Annotated in this window: 16 protein-coding genes; 5 read left to right on the top strand and 11 right to left on the bottom strand. The window is 71.7% G+C overall.

Going from position 1 to position 15,615, the window contains the following annotated elements; genetic code table 11:
* Positions 1-5: 5 nt before the first annotated feature.
* Positions 6-722 carry a TetR/AcrR family transcriptional regulator gene (locus tag JOD64_RS31350; RefSeq protein WP_204945582.1) on the bottom strand — a complete coding sequence of 239 codons (717 nt, stop codon included), beginning with the start codon at positions 720-722 and terminating at the stop codon, positions 6-8.
* Between the two features lie 86 nt (positions 723-808).
* Between JOD64_RS31350 and JOD64_RS31345 the strand changes: the two genes are divergently transcribed.
* From JOD64_RS31345 to JOD64_RS31335, 3 genes are all read left to right on the top strand, one after another.
* A complete protein-coding gene (locus JOD64_RS31345) occupies positions 809-1,672 on the top strand; it encodes an NmrA family NAD(P)-binding protein (protein WP_204945581.1) in 864 nt (287 codons plus the stop codon).
* Between the two features lie 148 nt (positions 1,673-1,820).
* Positions 1,821-2,327: a hypothetical protein gene (locus tag JOD64_RS31340; protein ID WP_204945580.1), complete on the top strand. Its 507-nt coding sequence runs from the start codon at positions 1,821-1,823 to the stop codon at positions 2,325-2,327.
* A 45-nt stretch (positions 2,328-2,372) separates the two neighbouring features.
* Positions 2,373-2,948: a maleylpyruvate isomerase N-terminal domain-containing protein gene (locus JOD64_RS31335; RefSeq protein ID WP_204945579.1), complete on the top strand. Its 576-nt coding sequence runs from the start codon at positions 2,373-2,375 to the stop codon at positions 2,946-2,948.
* Positions 2,949-2,988: 40 nt separating this feature from the next.
* Here the strand turns inward: JOD64_RS31335 and JOD64_RS31330 are convergent, their stop codons facing one another.
* The 9 genes from JOD64_RS31330 to JOD64_RS31290 all read right to left on the bottom strand — a co-directional run bounded on the left by JOD64_RS31330 (position 2,989) and on the right by JOD64_RS31290 (position 12,987).
* Positions 2,989-4,464: an aminotransferase class V-fold PLP-dependent enzyme gene (locus JOD64_RS31330; RefSeq protein ID WP_204945578.1), complete on the bottom strand. Its 1,476-nt coding sequence runs from the start codon at positions 4,462-4,464 to the stop codon at positions 2,989-2,991.
* Positions 4,454-5,755, bottom strand: coding sequence for an amino acid adenylation domain-containing protein (locus JOD64_RS31325; RefSeq protein ID WP_204945577.1), 1,302 nt, complete (start codon positions 5,753-5,755; stop codon positions 4,454-4,456). Before JOD64_RS31325 ends, JOD64_RS31330 begins: the two co-directional genes overlap by 11 nt.
* Positions 5,752-6,960 carry a cytochrome P450 gene (locus tag JOD64_RS31320; protein ID WP_204945576.1) on the bottom strand — a complete coding sequence of 403 codons (1,209 nt, stop codon included), beginning with the start codon at positions 6,958-6,960 and terminating at the stop codon, positions 5,752-5,754. The genes JOD64_RS31325 and JOD64_RS31320 overlap by 4 nt, the downstream gene beginning before the upstream one ends.
* The gene (locus JOD64_RS31315; RefSeq protein ID WP_110568593.1) at positions 6,957-7,187 is read right to left on the bottom strand and encodes a phosphopantetheine-binding protein; all 231 of its coding nucleotides are present in this window, start codon (positions 7,185-7,187) and stop codon (positions 6,957-6,959) included. The genes JOD64_RS31320 and JOD64_RS31315 overlap by 4 nt, the downstream gene beginning before the upstream one ends.
* On the bottom strand, positions 7,165-8,262 hold the full coding sequence (locus JOD64_RS31310) for a condensation domain-containing protein (RefSeq protein ID WP_204945575.1): 1,098 nt from the start codon (positions 8,260-8,262) through the stop codon (positions 7,165-7,167). The genes JOD64_RS31315 and JOD64_RS31310 overlap by 23 nt, the downstream gene beginning before the upstream one ends.
* Positions 8,255-9,586 (bottom strand): MFS transporter, encoded by a 1,332-nt coding sequence (locus tag JOD64_RS31305; RefSeq protein WP_204945574.1) that lies wholly within the window; start codon positions 9,584-9,586, stop codon positions 8,255-8,257. The genes JOD64_RS31310 and JOD64_RS31305 overlap by 8 nt, the downstream gene beginning before the upstream one ends.
* A complete protein-coding gene (locus JOD64_RS31300; RefSeq protein ID WP_204945573.1) occupies positions 9,583-10,770 on the bottom strand; it encodes a condensation domain-containing protein in 1,188 nt (395 codons plus the stop codon). The genes JOD64_RS31305 and JOD64_RS31300 overlap by 4 nt, the downstream gene beginning before the upstream one ends.
* 274 nt (positions 10,771-11,044) lie before the next feature.
* Entirely contained in the window at positions 11,045-12,334 is a 1,290-nt protein-coding gene (locus tag JOD64_RS31295; protein WP_204945572.1) for an MFS transporter, read from the bottom strand.
* Between the two features lie 170 nt (positions 12,335-12,504).
* Positions 12,505-12,987, bottom strand: coding sequence for a DnaJ family domain-containing protein (locus tag JOD64_RS31290; RefSeq protein WP_204945571.1), 483 nt, complete (start codon positions 12,985-12,987; stop codon positions 12,505-12,507).
* A 228-nt stretch (positions 12,988-13,215) separates the two neighbouring features.
* On the opposite strand from JOD64_RS31290, the gene JOD64_RS31285 reads away from it, so the two are divergent.
* Positions 13,216-13,866: a LysE family translocator gene (locus JOD64_RS31285; protein WP_204945570.1), complete on the top strand. Its 651-nt coding sequence runs from the start codon at positions 13,216-13,218 to the stop codon at positions 13,864-13,866.
* Between the two features lie 8 nt (positions 13,867-13,874).
* Here JOD64_RS31285 and JOD64_RS31280 read toward each other — a convergent pair whose 3' ends face one another.
* Complete coding sequence (locus JOD64_RS31280) at positions 13,875-14,675, bottom strand: SDR family NAD(P)-dependent oxidoreductase (protein ID WP_204945569.1); 801 nt, start codon at positions 14,673-14,675, stop codon at positions 13,875-13,877.
* Between the two features lie 87 nt (positions 14,676-14,762).
* Here JOD64_RS31280 and JOD64_RS31275 point away from each other — a divergent pair, with 87 nt between their 5' ends.
* The gene (locus JOD64_RS31275; protein WP_204945568.1) at positions 14,763-15,614 is read left to right on the top strand and encodes a helix-turn-helix transcriptional regulator; all 852 of its coding nucleotides are present in this window, start codon (positions 14,763-14,765) and stop codon (positions 15,612-15,614) included.
* The last annotated feature ends 1 nt before the right edge of the window (position 15,615 follow it).

The raw sequence follows: 15,615 nt of genomic DNA, 5'->3' as shown, positions 1-15,615 counted from the left end.
CGCGGTCAGGGAGTGTGCGGTGCGGTCAGCGATCGGTTGAGCCACTCCGTCATGAGCGCGCGTTCGGCATCGCTGAGCCCCGGAAGGTCGGGCACCACCGTGGCGAAGGTGACCGCGACCGCGCTCATGGTCGTGTCGGGTGTCGCCGGCGCGGTCACGAGGATGCTGCTGAGGACGGCATCGAGCATGGCGTCACTCAGACCAGCGTCGCGCTTCTCCTCGGACGTCGCCAGCAGGGCAAGAATGGTGCCGTTGCCCGCGGCGTGGATCATCATGAGTGCGCGCTGCTCATCGACACGGAGCAGGCCGGCGGCGGCCAGTCGCCGTACGCGGGTGCGCAGCACCTCGATGCCCGCGGCCGTCGCCGGCGACGGCCCGCCGCGCCCCCGAGCGCCCAGGAGTGCGTACAGCTCAGGGTTGGCCAATCCGAACTCGACGTGCACGCGCCATCCGGAGCGCAGGTCCGCTACGGGATCACCCTCGGCGACCGCAGCCGCTTTGGCGGAGACGTAGGTGGCCATGACGTGTTCCGCGACGGCGTCGATCAGGCCGTCCTTGTCGCCGAACAAGCGGTAGATGGTGGGCGCCTGCACGCCTGCCGCCTGGGCGACCGCTCGCGTCGTCACCGCGGTCGCGCCCTCGTCCCGCAGCAGCTGGCTCGCTGCCGCGACGATGCCGGATCGGACGTCGTCTCGGGATGTCGTGTCCTGCGCCGCAGCCATGAATCAATGCTAACAGCACCTTGTTACCTTCGGATTATCAGTGCTAACGTCGAGCCGATAACGCCGATAGCACAGGAGTGTTCACCATGCTCGTCATCACCGGTGCCACCGGTCAGCTCGGATCTCAGATCGTCGATCGGCTGCTCGAACGGGTTCCCGCCGACACCGTGGGCGTCAGCGTGCGCGACGTGGCCAAGGCCGCGAGCTTCGCCGAGCGCGGCGTACGGGTCCGCGCCGGAGACTTCACCGACCCGGCCACCCTGGAACACGCCTTCGAGGGCGCCCACCAGGTCCTCATCGTGTCCGCCGCCATCCGCGGCGGGGAGGCGGTCGTGGCGAACCGCGCCGCCATCGACGCCGCTCACGCCGCTGGAGCCAAACGCATCCTGTACACCAGCCACCAAGCCGCCTCCAGGGAATCACTGTTCAGCCCTCAGCTCACTCACGCCGCGACCGAGGAGTACCTGGCGAGGCTGGATGTCCCCTTCACCGCCCTGCGCAACGGCTTCTACGCGAGCACGCTCAGCTTCGCCATCAGCGCGGCACTCGAAACCGGACAGCTCGTGGCGCCGGCGGACGGTCCGGTCTCCTGGACCGCGCACGCCGACCTTGCCGAGGCCGCGGCCATCGCCCTCGCCGAGGATGGCGCACTCGACGGGATCACGCCTGCCCTGACCGCGCCGGAGATGCTCGACCTCGAAGCGGTCGCCGGCGTCCTCACCGACATCACGGGCCGCACCATCAGGCGCGTCGTCGCGGATGACGACCAGTGGAGGGCAACCGCCATCGCGGGTGGCATGCCCGCGGCAGCAGCCGACTTCACCCTCGGCATGTACCGCGCGGCCCGCCGGGGAGAGTTCGCCGTCACCGACCCGACGCTGGAGACCCTCATCGGGCACCGTCCGACGTCCGTCCGCTCGGTGCTCGAGGTCATCGTCGCCCAGGCCTGACGGCTGGGCGGCAGCGTAAGGGCCCGACCTCACCGCGGATCGGGGTTGACGGCGTCGAGGAGTCGGCGCAGCTCTGCCTCGTCCCCGGTGAGGTCGGCCCCGCCGGTGATTTGACCCTCGACCCGGTCGAGGCCCGAGCATCGGCGACATGGACGACCAGCCGACACCCGACCCGACCATGACGCGCATCATCGAAGCGGTGCAGCTCGGCCACTCCGGTACGCCGGGCCAGGCCCGCGAGCTGCTCACCGCACTGTGGGACGAGATCGGCCCCACCGGTGACGCGCTGCACCGCTGCACCCTCGCCCACTACCTCGCCGACCTGCAGGACACCGCCGAGGCCGAACTGAGGTGGGACGAACGCGCCCTGGCCGCCGTCACCGACCTCACCGACGACCGCGCCCGGCAATACCATCACGCCCTCCAGGTGCAGGGCTTCCTGCCGTCGCTGCACCTGAACCTGGCCGACGTGCACCGCCGGCTCAGCAACACGGCCATGGCCCGGGCACATCTGGCGACGGCTCGGAGCCTCGTCGAGCAGTTGCCGGCCGACCAGTACGGCGACCTTGTCCGCGCGGGCGTCGAGCACGTCGACCAGGCTCTGGCGGCGGGTTCGACGGCCCGCCTCGACTCGCATCCCTCGGCGGCCGGCTGACGATTCCGATTGCGCCACCCGGGTCCGCACTGCGAGGGTCGACGGATGTCAGCGGTGACCGGCGCCGACCTGCTCCAGGCGGCCGACGAGATGACCCAGGTCCTGCTCCTGCACCAGGAGCGCGACTGGTCGGTGCCGGCCGGCACTCTGACCTGGAGCTGCTGGACCACCGCGGCGCACGTCGCGCACGACCTGCTCGGGTACGCCGGCCAGGTCACCGGCCTCCCGCAGGACGGTTACCTGCCGTACGACCTGCGGGTCTCCCCCACCGCGAGCCCGACGCAGGTGCTCGCCGTGGTGCGCGCCTGCGCCGGGCTGCTCGCCGTGGCAGTCGATGGCACCGGGTCGGACGCGCGGGCCTGGCACTTCGGCCCCTGCGACCCGGAGGGCTTCGCCGCGATGGGCGTGGCGGAGACCCTGCTGCACACGTACGACATCACCGTCGGCCTCGGCGTGCCGTGGCAGCCGCCGCAGCGGTTGAGCACGGTGGTGCTGCGCCGGCTCTTTCCGGACGCCCCGGACGGCCCCGCACCCGACGTGCTGCTCTGGATGACCGGCCGGGTCGAGCTGCCCGGCCGGGCGAGGCGCACATCCTGGGTGTGGCGGGCCGCAGTCGACTGACTCGCACCTCGGTCGTGGGCGGCAGCGGCCGGGGCGCATTTCAGCAACGGATCCGTGGTGCCAGCCGGACGTCGGCGGGACCGGCACGGTCCAGGTAGGTCGACTCGCTGAAGGCCAGGAAGCGTTCCGCGTCCGCCGCGGTGGAGGCCAGACCGAAGGAGACGCGTACCGCGCCGCCGGTGGGCAGCCCCAGCGCGGCGAGATGCTGGTCGATCGTCTCGACGTGCGCGAGGTTCGTACGGCGCAGCAGCCCGCGGTTGATCCCGAAGGCGGCCTCGGCCGAGCCCGGATTGCAGAAGCAACCCGTCCGCAGGGCGAACCCGGCAGCCGAGGATTCGAACGCGACGAGCCGCTCGTCGACGAGCGTGCCGTCGGGGTAGCGGAAGTTGAAGGCCAGGGTGCCACCCCGGGCGTCGCCCGTCGACGGCCCATAGACCCGGACCAGCGGCTGGCCGTTGCGGTGCCGCAACGCGGTCAGCCGCTGCAGCAGCCAGCCGGTGAGCAGGCCGACCCGGGTGTGCACGAGGTCCACGCCGATCGAGTCGAGCCAGCGCAGCCCGAACTCCACGTCGGGGATGCTGAGGAAGTTGAGCGTGCCGTCCTCGAACCCCGTCTCGTCCCCCATCGGCTGATGCCAGTCACCCTGCACACTGACCGCCCGGATGGTGCCACCCGCGAACCAGGGGCGGCGCAGCCGGGTCAGCGCGTCACGTCGGGCGAGCAGCGCCCCGACACCGGTGGGGTAGCCAAAGAGCTTGTACCAGCTCAGGCAGACGAAATCCGGCCGTACGACGCTCAGGTCCAGCCGGTTCGTCGGGGCGAAGGCCGCGGCGTCGAGCAGCACGTCGTACCCGTGCTGCTGGGCCAGGTCCACCCATCCGAGCGGATGCTGCACGCCGGTGAAGTTGCTCTGCGCCGGGTACGCGAAGAGCCCCGCGGGGCCCGACCCGCGCGACCAGGGACGGCCGACAAGCCCGCCTCTACCCCCGGCCAGCGCGGCGAGCACATCGGCTTCGGCCACCCGCAGGTCGGGCCCGGCTGGCGGCACGTAGCGGACCGGCGAGCGGGCCGCGCGGGCGTACTCCCGGATGCCGTTGACGGAGTTGTGGTTGTCCCACGTCAGCACGAGCGGGCGGCCCCGCCCGAAGCCGTACGCCTCGCCCACCAGCCGGCATGCGCCACTGGCGTTGGGCGTGAAGATGACCGCGTACTCGCCTGGGTCGGCGCGGAAGAAGTCGAGCACCGCCCGCCGGGCCGACTCGACCAGCCCGCCGCTCGCCTCCGAGGTGGGGTTCTCCGAGTGCGGGTTGCTGTACAGGCCCGCGAGCAACCGGTCGTGATGGGCGATGACCTGTGCCTGTGCGGCCACCCCGGCACCGGTGTAGTCGAGGTAGACGCGGCCATCGCGGTCGAGGTGCCGGTACTCGGTGGCACGCAGCTCGTCGATCCGGGCGGTGCCCGCGTAGGCGGCGGTCACGGGGAAACGCGCCGTGCACGCGCGCGGCTCAACCGTCATGTCGAGTGTGGTCGGACCGGCTCAGGGCACGCCGGTCGAGTTTGCCGTTGGGCAGAGTGGACAGGGACTCCACCCGCTCGAACACGGTGGGCACGGCCACGGCGGGCAGCCGGTCGAGCAGGTGTGCGCGCAGAGCCTTCTGCTCCACCGGCTCGCCACAGACGACGTACGCGACACCCCGGTAGGGGACGGCCACGCCGGCAAGGAGCACCGCCGGGTGGGCCATCAGCGCGTGCTCGATCTCGGCCGGCTCGATACGCATCCCGCCAATTTTAAGCTGCTCGTCGACGCGTCCGTGGTACCGCAGCAGACCGTCGGCGCCCATGCTGACCCGGTCGCCGGTGCGGTACATCGGCGCACCGGACACCACGCCGGGCGAGGAGATGCACAGCTCGCCGTCGTCGATCGAGACCGCCGTGCCGGGGATCGGGCGGCCGATGGGCACCGGGTCCTCGCCCACCGCGCATTTGTGCACGGTGCTCCAGACGGTGCACTCGGTGGGGCCGTACTCGTTGTAGAGCGTCGCCTCGGGCATCCGCTCGTGGTGCAGGTCGACCAGGCCGGGCGGGCAGCTCTCCCCGGCCACGATCACGGTTGTCAGGCTGGGCACCGGCGAACGCAGCACCAGGCGGTACAGGGACGGCACCATCAGCGTGTGGGTGGGCCGGTGCGCGGCGCTGGCCCGGACGATCGCCCGCACGTCGAACGGTCGGTCGCTCGGGATGACCAGGGTGCCTCCCGTGCACAGCGTCCAGTAGACGCCCGCCACGGAGCTGTCGAAGGAGATGGACGAGCACAGCATGAACCGCTCGGGTGGGCGACCGTAGTACTCCAGCCGGGCTCTGGTCGAGTAGCTCAGGGCCGCCCGAGACACCGTGACCGCCTTCGGCACGCCGGTCGAGCCGCTGGTGAACAGCGTGTACGCGTCCGGCCCGTCCCGCCAGTCGAAGCGGGCCGGACGCAACGTCGCCAGCAGCTCCTCGGTGAGTGTGACGCGCGCGCCGCTGCCGGCGGCCATCAACTCGCGGCGGGTCGCGGGGAAGGCCGCGTCGATGGGGACGTAGCGCGCGCCCACTCTCAGTACGCCGAGCATCGCCACGATGGCCCAGCGCGACAGCCGGGTGTGCACGATGACCGGTTCTCCGACGGCCACCCCCTGCTGCTCGAGGTGGGCGGCGACCGCGCCGCTCAAGCCGTCCAGGTCGGCGTACGTCAGGGACTGCTCGGGATCCACCACAGCCAGCGCCTCCCGGCGCGAGCGCAGCTGGGCGGCCAGCGCCTCGGGGATCACCGCCGACCGGCCCGGACCGGCATCCGCTTGATCCCGCCCAACCAGATCGACCGTACCCGCTCGACCTCGCCAGCCGGTTCGAAGGACGTGAAGGTGGCGAAGAGTTCCTCGAAGAAGACGCGCAACGTCAGCCTGGCGACCGCCGCCCCAAGGCAGTAGTGCCGCCCCTCCCCGAAGGCCAGGTGCCGGTTCGGGTGCCGGTCCGGGTCGAGGGTGTCGGGGTCGCGGAAAACGGACTCGTCACGGTTCGCCGACCCGAGCCACACCACGACGGCGTCGCCGGCCGCGACGCGTACGCCGCCGAGGGTGGTGTCGCTCGTCGCCAGTCGCATGAAGTGCCCGGCCGGTGAGGTGAACCGTAGCGCCTCCTCCACCGCCCGGCCGATCCGCTCGGGCCGCCGGGCCCAGTCCTCGTAACGCCCGGTGCGAATCAGCTCGGCCAGGACCGCGCGGGGCACGTGCGGGAAGGCCGCGCTGCCGCCGAGCAGCAGGCTGTAGCAGTTGGCCACGATCGCCCCTGCGCGCAGCGGCATGGCCCCCAACAGGTCGACCAGGTCGCCGCGCGGACGCTTCCGGTGTGAGATCACCAGGTCGAGCAGGTACGCGAACAGTTCCCGGTGTCCGCGGTCGAGGGTCGCGGACGGCCCGCCCGGCAGCATGACGTCCGGGTCCTGTTCGGCCACCGACATGGACACCCACCGCGCCAGGGTGGGCCAGTCCGCCGCCGGGATCCCCATCAGTGGTCCCAGGAAGGCCATCGGCAGGGCGGAGGTGAGCGAGGCGAAGTCCAGGAGCCCGTCGGCGGGCCGGAGCATCTCCCGTACGAAGGAACGGATGGCCGGCTCGTGTCGTGCCACCGCACGTGCGGTCATGTGCTGCTGCAGCGGCCCCCGGATGAGGCCGTGCCGTGGCGGGTCGGTCGCCGCGAACTGCTGGTTCTGCGCCGGTTCGGGCCGGCCGAGCATGGTGAGCACCACCCCACCGGTGGAGGTGAACCTGCCATGGTCGGCCAGGACGGTTCTGACGTCGGTGTGGCGGGTGACCGCCCAGAAGCCCGACCTGTCCTGCACCGGTTGCCAGCTGACGGGATCCCACCGGCGCAGCCTTCGCCACGCGGCGTGTGGGTCGCCGCTGCCATGCAGGTCGGGGTCGGCGAGGTCGACCCTGCCCGGGGGGCGGGCGTGCCCACACGGCGGGGTCCTCATGCGGCCAGCACCTCGTCGACCAGCTCGGCGATGGTCGGCTTGAGGAACAGAACCGCAGCGTCAACCTCGACGCCGAGCTGATCGTAGAGATCCATCAGCAGGTCGGCGGCGAGCAGCGAATCGCCGCCGAGGGCGAAGAAGTCGTCGTCGACACCCACCGGTGTGACGTTCAACTTTTCGCTCCAGAGCCGGGTCAACATCGTCTCAAGCTCGCTGCGCGTCTGCACGGATCTCCTCCCAACTGTCGATGAATCGGCGGACCAGGGCTTGCATGTCGGCCTCGGAGTACGAGCGGCGGTAGCGCACGCAGACGGTGTAGGCGCCGCCCGCGCCCGGCTCGAGCCAGAACGTCATTCCGTTGACGGGCAGCAACGGCCCGCCCAGCCCGAGCCCCGGCGGGATCGTCAGCGGCTCGATCCCGGCGCCCTCGGGCACCTGGATCACCTCGAACTGGGCCAGGCCCGGCCCACCGTCGGCGAACAGCGCGTCGGCCTGCGGCACCGTGTCCAGCAGCACCGGAAATGGGATCTCGTGCGCGTACGCCTCGGCGAACGCGCGGTGCACCGCGCCCACCGTCAGCGTGCGGAGCCGCACCGGCAGCGCGTTCATGTACAGCCCCACGGTGTCCCAGTCGGAGCGCTGCCGGCCGTGCGTCAGCACGGGGATGACGGCCTCGCCCGGGCTGAGCGGGGTGAGGGCCTGCGCGAACGCGGTGAGCAGGACGACAAACGGTGTGCTGCGCACGGCCCGGGCGACCTCGGCCGCCTGCTGTTGGGTGATGCCGCTCGGCGTTCTGATCTCGGCCGTGCCCTCGTCGTCGCCGGAGCCCGGGGCGGCGGCCAGGGCCGGTACGTCGGCGAGCATCTCGCGCCAGAACGGCACGGACCGGTTGACCCGCTTGGGCGCCGGGGTCGACGTGCTGCCGTGGTAGGAGGGGGCTGGCCCGGTCCCCGGCTTCAGCACCTCGCGCAGCAGCAGTCGCATCGACCAGGGGTCGGACACGTTGTGGTGCGCCACGAGCAGCAGCTCGCGACCGGCCAGGTACGCCCAGAGCAGGCATTTCGCATCTGGCGGGTAGCGGCCCGCGGCGGCCGCCGCCCACACGTCGTCGACCGTGCGCAGCGGGACCGGCCCCGCACCCAGCACGGGGTGCCGGGCCAGGATCGTGTCCAGGGTGTGCCGCAGGGCGGCCGGGTCGGGTTCCGCGGGCAGCCGGAGCCCGCCCAGTGCGACGAACCGGTCGGGGTTCGCCGGCCCACCCGTCCAGGAGAGAATGCGCTGGCCGAACGGCTGCTCATGCACCTCGTACACCTCCGATGGCCTTGCCGGCCGGGTCGACCGGCGACCGCCCGTGCGGCGCCGGGAAGCTCGTCGTCGGCTGCCCGTCGGCTGGCGCGTCGGCCTCGTCCGGCAGGTCACGCCACCGCCGCAGCGGCGAGAAGTAGAGCAACAGGCCGGACGCCCACACGCCGACGGCCGCGATCCACAGCGTCGGTCGCACCCCCAGCCAACTGCCGAGCAGCCCGCCCGCCAGGGCGCCCACCGGCATCACCCCGAAGAGCACGAATCGGACGGACGCCGTCATCCTGCCCAGCAGCTCCGGAGGGCAGACCATCTGTCGGTAGCTGACTGACGCCGAGTTGAAGATGGCGAACACCACTCCCATTCCCGCCATGCCGACCGTGTAGGCGGCAGGACCCCAGCTGGACTGGGCGGCCGGTACGAGGAGCACCGTCCAGCCGATCGCCAGCGGGGCGATCCAGATGATCCGGGCCGTGCCCACCATGCGCGCCAGCCGTGCGGACGCCAGGCCACCGACGATCCCGCCCAGCGTGGTCAGCCCCATCACCACACCGACCATGCCTTCGCTCAGGCGCAGGTCGCGTACGAGGTACAGGACCGCCAACGCGAAGAGCATCTGACTGAACAGGTTGAACGAGGCCGCGGCCGCCACCAGTCGGGGCATGACCGGGTGGCGGAACACGAAGGACAGGCCGTCGCCCAGCTCGCGGCGGAAGTCCCGACGCCGCGCCACGGCCGGCCGCTGCTCGGCATCACGGATCAGCAGGAGGGACACGGCGTTCAGCACGTAGGCGAGCGCGTCGACGCCCACGGTACGCGCCGCGCCCAGCGCCGACACCAGCGCGCCGCCCACGCCGTACCCGGCGATCCGCGAGACCGAGTACGTGGTCGTCAGCTTGCCGTTGGCGTCGATCAACTGGTCTCTGCTGACGATCGACGGCAGGAAACTCTGGTGCGCGGTCTCGTACAGCACGGTGCAGACGCTGGACAGCAGCGCCACGATCCACAGTTGCGTCATCGTGACCCAGCCGGCCCACGCGCTGACGGCGACGGTGGCCACCAGCCCGGCCCGCACGAAGTGACACACCACCATCACCCGGCGTTTGCGCATCCGGTCCACCCACACCCCGGCGGGCAGGGAGAGAAACAGGTAGGCCACCATCCGGGTGGCGCTGAGGACACCGACCTCCACGGCGGAGGCGTCCAGCACGGTGACGGCCAGCAGCGGAATGGCCAGCATCGACACCGCGTCGCCGACCTCGCTGAGGGTCTTGCCCGACCACAACACCATGAAGTCACGGTGTCGCCACAGACTGCTGGTCATGCCGCGTCCTTGACCGCGCGCAGCAGCAGGTCGGTCATGGTGCTCAGGAAGCGTTCCACCTCGGGGCGCCCGTACCCGCTGCGCATCACCCGCATGGTGAGCTGCACGTACGGGTGCACCTCCGCCAGCACGTAGAAGCTTGCTCCGCTGTACGCGCGGGGAGCGAGGAACTCGATCCGCCCGGGCTCCGGCGTCGACGGCGCGGGGTCGGAAGCGGCGTCGGCCGGCGCCGGGATGAAGGTGAAGAAGGTGCCGTGGTCGAAGTCCGTGAGCTCGACGTCGAACGGGTCGTACACGCCGTGCTGCAGGGCTCGCACCGCCGCGACGTTGATGTCACGGGCCAGCGGGCGCAGCGGTCCGTCGGGGTCGCACTCGACCAGCATGGGCACCAGCTGGGTCATGGAGGACACCAGACGCCGCACCGTGGGGTCCATCCGGTTCGCGGACAACTGCCAGAGCAGGTGATCTGGCCGGTCCGTGGTCGTGGCCAGCGTCTGCGCGTACACCGTGAGCAGCAGGGTGGGCAGGGTGACCCCCAGCTGCCGTGCCGCGTCACGAACCGCGCCGTGCGGAATGCCGGTGTGTGCGCAAGCCCGCACCATCGGACCCCGGGACACCGGCACCGTTGGTGCGGCAGCGACGATCCGTCGACGGTATTCGCCGGCTGCGACCAGCTTGGCCCGGAAGGCGTCGGAGCGTTGGCGTTCGGCCATCTCGCGCGGAGTGGGGGCATCGGCGGGACGGTCACCGCGCAGCAGTGCGTGAAAGTCGGACTCCAGGATCCGCACCGCGGCGCCATCGGCCGCAATGTGGTGGATCAGGACACGGACCTGCGGTGTTCCGCCGTCGTCGGGGGTACGCACCCAGGCTCGCCATGCCGGTTGAGCGGTCAGGTCGAACGGGTCGCGTACGGACGCCTCGGTGAACCGCACGATCGGGTCGCGCAGGACCACCTGCCGCACGCCGCCGGGATCATCGGCCGCGCGGTACACGGTGCGCAGTGACTCGTGCCGCACGGCCAGGGCGGTGAGCGCCTGCCGAACCTGTTCCTCGGTGGTCCCGGCCGGAGTCGACCAGGTGAGGTCCAGGTTGGACTCCCACAGCTGCTCCGGGGGGCGTACCGAGAGGGCGCGCCACATCGAGAGCTGACCCATGGTGAGCGGGTGGTCACCCGGATTGTGCATGGCTTCTCCAGCGTCGAGGGGTGGGTGGGTGGTCGCCTCGCCGGCGACCACCCACCGCGCTTCACACGGCTCTCACTTCACGCAGTCGTCCTTCCGCATCTCCCACACCTCCTCTCGGCACAGTGGTCGGTCTCCTCCGGCCATCAGGTGGCTCTGGAGGCGCTCCCAACGAAATGGAGCGTCATGGTCAGGTCCAGCTGATGCCACGGTTGCGGACGTTGCGCATGCGCTTCTCCTCTCCCGTACGTGGCGGCCCCGTGCCCGCCAGGTGATCTCAGCGTCGGCCGCCGCTCGCTTCGGCGGTAGGGCTGTCGGTGTTCGAAGTCGTTCGGCCTTGTTCGACCGGAGAGTCGAACGTCACCGGTGTGGGGGCGGGCCGGCGCGGCCACAGCGGCACGAAGGCGAGGACCGCCACCGCGCCCGACAATCCGCTGAACCCGATCACCGTGGTGGCCGACCACCGGTCGGCGGCCAGACCCGCCATGACCATCGCCGCTCCCTGGAGCCCGCTGAGACCGGTGATGGCCACCCCGAACGCTCGTCCCCGGTACTCCGTCGGCACCGCCCGGCCGAACAGGGCGTTGAGCGGGATGGCGAAGGCGCTCGCCGCGCCGGCCAGCACCAACAGCAGCAGCATCACCCACAGCGGAGGCACCAGCCAGGCCACCGTCAGCACCCCGGTCGACAGGGTGGCCAGGGGCAGGATGAGCCGTGGTCGGGCCGCCGGTGGGCAGAACCGGGTGAGGGCGACTCCGCCGACGGCCATCCCCAACGGCGCCGCCGCGAGCAACAGTCCGACGGTGCCGGCGCCACCGCCGTACTGTCGGGCCAACGGTGCCATCAGCCCTTCGGCGGCGTAGGTGAAGGCGCTGGCCGTCCAGAGGACGAGCACGTAGGACCGCAGCCGGGTATCGGTGAAGATCACCCGCAGACCGATCGCACGGCCACGACGGGTCGGGCTCGATGGCGGTCGGGACGCGGGCCGGGAACGCACGCCGATCGTGATCAGCAGGGCGGAGACCAGGAACGTGCCAGCATCCACCAGCAGGGCACCGCGCAGCGACAGCAACGCCACCAGGCTCCCCCCGACGGCGAAACCGACCACCTGCACGACCTGGGCGCAAATGTTGTCCACGCCGTTGGCCACGGCGTAGCGGTCACCGTCGAGCACTTCCGGCATCAGCGCCGCCCGCGCCGCCACGAACGGTGGCCGCATCAGGTTGACCACGAAGAGGAGCGCCACCAGGGCCGGCGCGGGGAGGACCGGCAGCGCCGCCAGCGGAATGAGCGCCGCGCGGCCAAGGTCGCACGCGATCATGACGGTGCGCCGGGGGAACCGGTCGGCGAGGCCGGTCAGCAGCGGTCCGCCGGTGAGCCAGGCGAGGTAGGAACTGGCGTAGCCGGCCGCGGCCAGGGCGGCGGAGCCGGTCTCGGTGAAGATCAGGTACGCCACGGTCACGGCCGTGAGCTGGTCACCGGCCAGGGACAGCAGGTACGCCCCGAACAGGTGGCGGTATTCGCGCACCGCGAACACCTCGGCGTACGTCGCGGCGCGCTCGGACACTTCGCCCCCGTCAGGTCCCCGCGCCCGCTGTCGTCAGGGCGCTCGGCCCAGACCGTAGCCGCGCTGGCGGGGGCCGGGCGGGGACCAGGCGTTCGGATCTGTTCGGATCCGTTCGGGACGAGTTCCGACGGCCGGCGGGAAGGTGTCGCCCGTCGTTCGCGGTGCGGCGGTCAGCCCCGGCGACGCCAGCGCAGCCACCAGCCGCGGCGGGGCCGGCGGGCCGGCGCGGCGGTCACCGGCTCGGTGGCGGGCGCAAGCTGCTCGCGTCGGGCACGTCCGGCGCGCCAGTGGCGGACCACCTCGTCGGCGTTCACCGGCCGCACCGCTACGCGGGGGCCGTCGGGGTTTCGCAGCCAGGCCACGATCTGGGCGTTGAGTTGGGCCACGAAGTCCCGTACGGACTGTTCGGTGGGCAGGTCACGGACCTCGTCGGGGACCTGCTCGACACGCCGACGCAGTTGCAGTGGGGTGGGCAGGAGCAGGTCGCTGGGCAGCGCCTCGCGCTCCAGGAAACTCTTGATCCACCACGACTCGTCGTACGGTGCTCCTCGGCCGGGGATCGGCTTGCCCATGCCGGGCAGGTCGTCGAACTCGCCGCGTTGTACGGCTCCCCTGATCTGCGCCTCCACGGCCGCTTCCCACGCATCGGTCACCCTGCGGCACCTCCCCTGGCCACCGTAACGCGCGGCCTCCGGACGGCTACGCGCACTGCAACGGATCAGCGCACCTGGCCTGGCGACCATTCCCGGTGGGCGCCGCCCGGGAGGTTTGCGCCCGGGTGACCGGTTGCGCGAGGCAGGCCACCACCTGCCCGTTGGCCCTGCTCCGGGTCGGTCGACTCGCCTACGGTCGGTGTGAGTGTTCGGGAAACGGGGGCCGTCATGGTGGGCACGGGTGCACTGCTGGGTATCGCGCTGGTGGCGTTGGGGCTGGTGCTCACGCCCGGCCCGAACATGGTCTATCTGGTCTCCCGGTCGGTGGCGCAGGGCCGCCGGGCCGGGCTGATCTCGCTGCTCGGGGTGGCGGCCGGGTTCGGCGTCTACCTCGCGGCGGCGGTCGCCGGCCTCGCCGCCGTCTTCGTCCTGGTGCCGACGCTGTACGCGGTGGTGAAGCTCGCCGGGGCCGGCTACCTGCTCTGGCTGGCCTGGCGGACGCTGCGTCCCGGTGGGCGCTCACCGTTCACGCCCGCGCCGCTGCCGCCGGACCCGCCTCGGCGCCTGTTCACCATGGGCCTGGTCACCAACCTGCTGAACCCGAAGATCGCCATCCTCTACGTGTCGCTGCTGCCGCAGTTCGTCGACCCGGCGCGGGGGCAGCTGGCGATGCAGAGCCTGTTGCTGGGCCTGACCCAGATCGCCGTGGCGCTGAGCGTCAACGCGCTGATCGTGCTCAGCGCCGGCGCGCTGGCCGGGTTCTTCGCCCGCCGACCGGTGTGGCTGCGGGTGCAGCGGTGGGTGACCGGGACGGCCCTCGCGGCGCTGGCCGTCCGGATCGCCGCGGACCGGTCCCGCGCGGCGGTCGCGACACCCTGAGTCGTCGCTCAGGCCCGCGCCCCGCCGTCGACCCGCAGGACCGCGCCGGTGACGAACGAGGCGCGATCACTGAGCAGCCAGGCGGCGGCCTGGGCGATTTCGTCGGGCTCGGCGGCACGGCGCAGCGGCGTGGATGCCTTGAGCCGCTCGACGAGACCGGGCGAGTACGCCTCCCAGGTACGGATCATCTCGGTCCGTGTGTTGCCGGGAGCGATGGCGTTGACCCGGATGCCCTCCGGGCCGTAGGTGATGGCCGCCGACTCGGTGAGGCTGTTGACGGCCCGCTTCATCGCGCCGTATGCGGGCAGTACAGGGTTGCCCCGCAAGCTGCCGATGCTGGAGTTGTTGACGATGGCTCCCGTGCCGGCGGTGGCCCGGATCGCGCCGATCTCGGCAACCATGGCCAGCCACGGGCCCTTGAGGTTCACGGTGTAGACGTGGTCGAAGTCGGTCTCGCGCACCTGGTCCATCGGGCCGGGTGGCACGAACGTCGCGCCGTTGTTGAAGGCGACGTCGAGGCGGCCGTACAGCTCCACCGCCCGGTCGACGGCGGCGCGAACGCTGGCCGCGTCGGCCAGGTCACACACCACGTGGTCCGCGGTGCCGCCCGCTGCCCGGACCTCCTCGGTCACCGCCTTCAACTGCTCCTCAGTGCGGGCCGCGAGCAGCACCCGGGCGCCCTCGGCAGCGAACAGCCGTGCCGCCGCGGCCCCGATACCGCGCCCGGCTCCGGTGATGAAGGCGACCTTGCCGGACAGCAGGCCCGCCGCGGCGGGGGCGGATTTGTCAGTGTTCGGTGTGTTGTCCATGGCAGCGAGCCTGCATCCGTGCGCGGAGCCGATCCAGGCACTGGCCGTACCTGGATCGGCTCCGCGAATGCCGTGCACACTTGCGGCGTGGACCGACGAGAGCTGGCTGTCTTCCTGCGCAGCAGGCGCGAACAAATCGCCCCTGCCGACGTTGGTCTGCCCGCCGGACCACGCCGCCGCACCCCGGGGTTGCGCCGCGAGGAGGCGGCGCAGTTGGCGTTCATCTCGACCGAGTACTACACCCGCCTGGAGCAGGCCCGCGGCCCGCGCCCGTCGCGGGAGGTGCTGGCCGGTCTGGCCCGCGCCCTGCGGCTGTCGAACGCCGAGCGCACCCACCTGCACCACCTCGCCGGCGCACCACCCGGGCCGCCGCCGGGACCCAACCGCGAGGTACGCCAGAGCGTCCTCGACCTCCTGCGACGGCTGCCGCAGGCGGCCGCGATCGTGACGTCCGCGGCGTACGAGGTGCTCGCCTGGAACGATCTTGCCGCTGCCCTGATGGAGGACTTCTCCGCCCTGCCGCGTCGAGAGCGCAACCTGGTGCGCCAGGTCTTTCTGGGGCCACACCGGCAGGGGCGGCGGCTGTACGGGGTGTCGGACGCGGACGCTTTCGCCCGCGTCTCGGCCCGCCGCCTGCGCGCCACCGCGGCCCGCTACCCCAACGATCCGGGGGTGACCGGGCTGGTGGATGAGCTCCTCGCCGGAAGCGAGGATTTCGCCCGGCTGTGGGCCTCGCACGACGTGGGTGCCGAGCGCTCCCTGCGCAAGACCTTCCAGCACCCGCTGGTCGGTCCGGTCACCGTCAACTGCGACGTTCTCGACATCACCGACCGGGACCAGCAGGTCGTGATCTACACCGCCGCGCCCGGTTCAGCGTCGGAGGAGGCGCTGAGGCTGCTGTCGGTCATCGGTACACAGCGCATGGACGTGGACCACTAGC

The sequence above is a fragment of the Micromonospora luteifusca genome, from assembly GCF_016907275.1.
In the GTDB taxonomy this organism is placed as follows: domain Bacteria; phylum Actinomycetota; class Actinomycetes; order Mycobacteriales; family Micromonosporaceae; genus Micromonospora; species Micromonospora luteifusca.
This window is presented reverse-complemented; position numbering and strand designations above follow the sequence as displayed.

Excerpts from the sequence above, each read along its gene's own strand:
- JOD64_RS31350 (WP_204945582.1), bottom strand. The coding sequence starts at position 722 with ATGGCTGCGGCGCAGGACACGACATCCCGAGACGACGTCCGATCCGGC.
- JOD64_RS31345 (WP_204945581.1), top strand. The coding sequence starts at position 809 with ATGCTCGTCATCACCGGTGCCACCGGTCAGCTCGGATCTCAGATCGTC.
- JOD64_RS31340 (WP_204945580.1), top strand. The coding sequence starts at position 1,821 with ATGGACGACCAGCCGACACCCGACCCGACCATGACGCGCATCATCGAA.
- JOD64_RS31335 (WP_204945579.1), top strand. The coding sequence starts at position 2,373 with ATGTCAGCGGTGACCGGCGCCGACCTGCTCCAGGCGGCCGACGAGATG.
- JOD64_RS31330 (WP_204945578.1), bottom strand. The coding sequence starts at position 4,464 with ATGACGGTTGAGCCGCGCGCGTGCACGGCGCGTTTCCCCGTGACCGCC.
- JOD64_RS31320 (WP_204945576.1), bottom strand. The coding sequence starts at position 6,960 with ATGAGGACCCCGCCGTGTGGGCACGCCCGCCCCCCGGGCAGGGTCGAC.
- JOD64_RS31305 (WP_204945574.1), bottom strand. The coding sequence starts at position 9,586 with ATGACCAGCAGTCTGTGGCGACACCGTGACTTCATGGTGTTGTGGTCG.
- JOD64_RS31300 (WP_204945573.1), bottom strand. The coding sequence starts at position 10,770 with ATGCACAATCCGGGTGACCACCCGCTCACCATGGGTCAGCTCTCGATG.
- JOD64_RS31285 (WP_204945570.1), top strand. The coding sequence starts at position 13,216 with ATGGTGGGCACGGGTGCACTGCTGGGTATCGCGCTGGTGGCGTTGGGG.
- JOD64_RS31280 (WP_204945569.1), bottom strand. The coding sequence starts at position 14,675 with ATGGACAACACACCGAACACTGACAAATCCGCCCCCGCCGCGGCGGGC.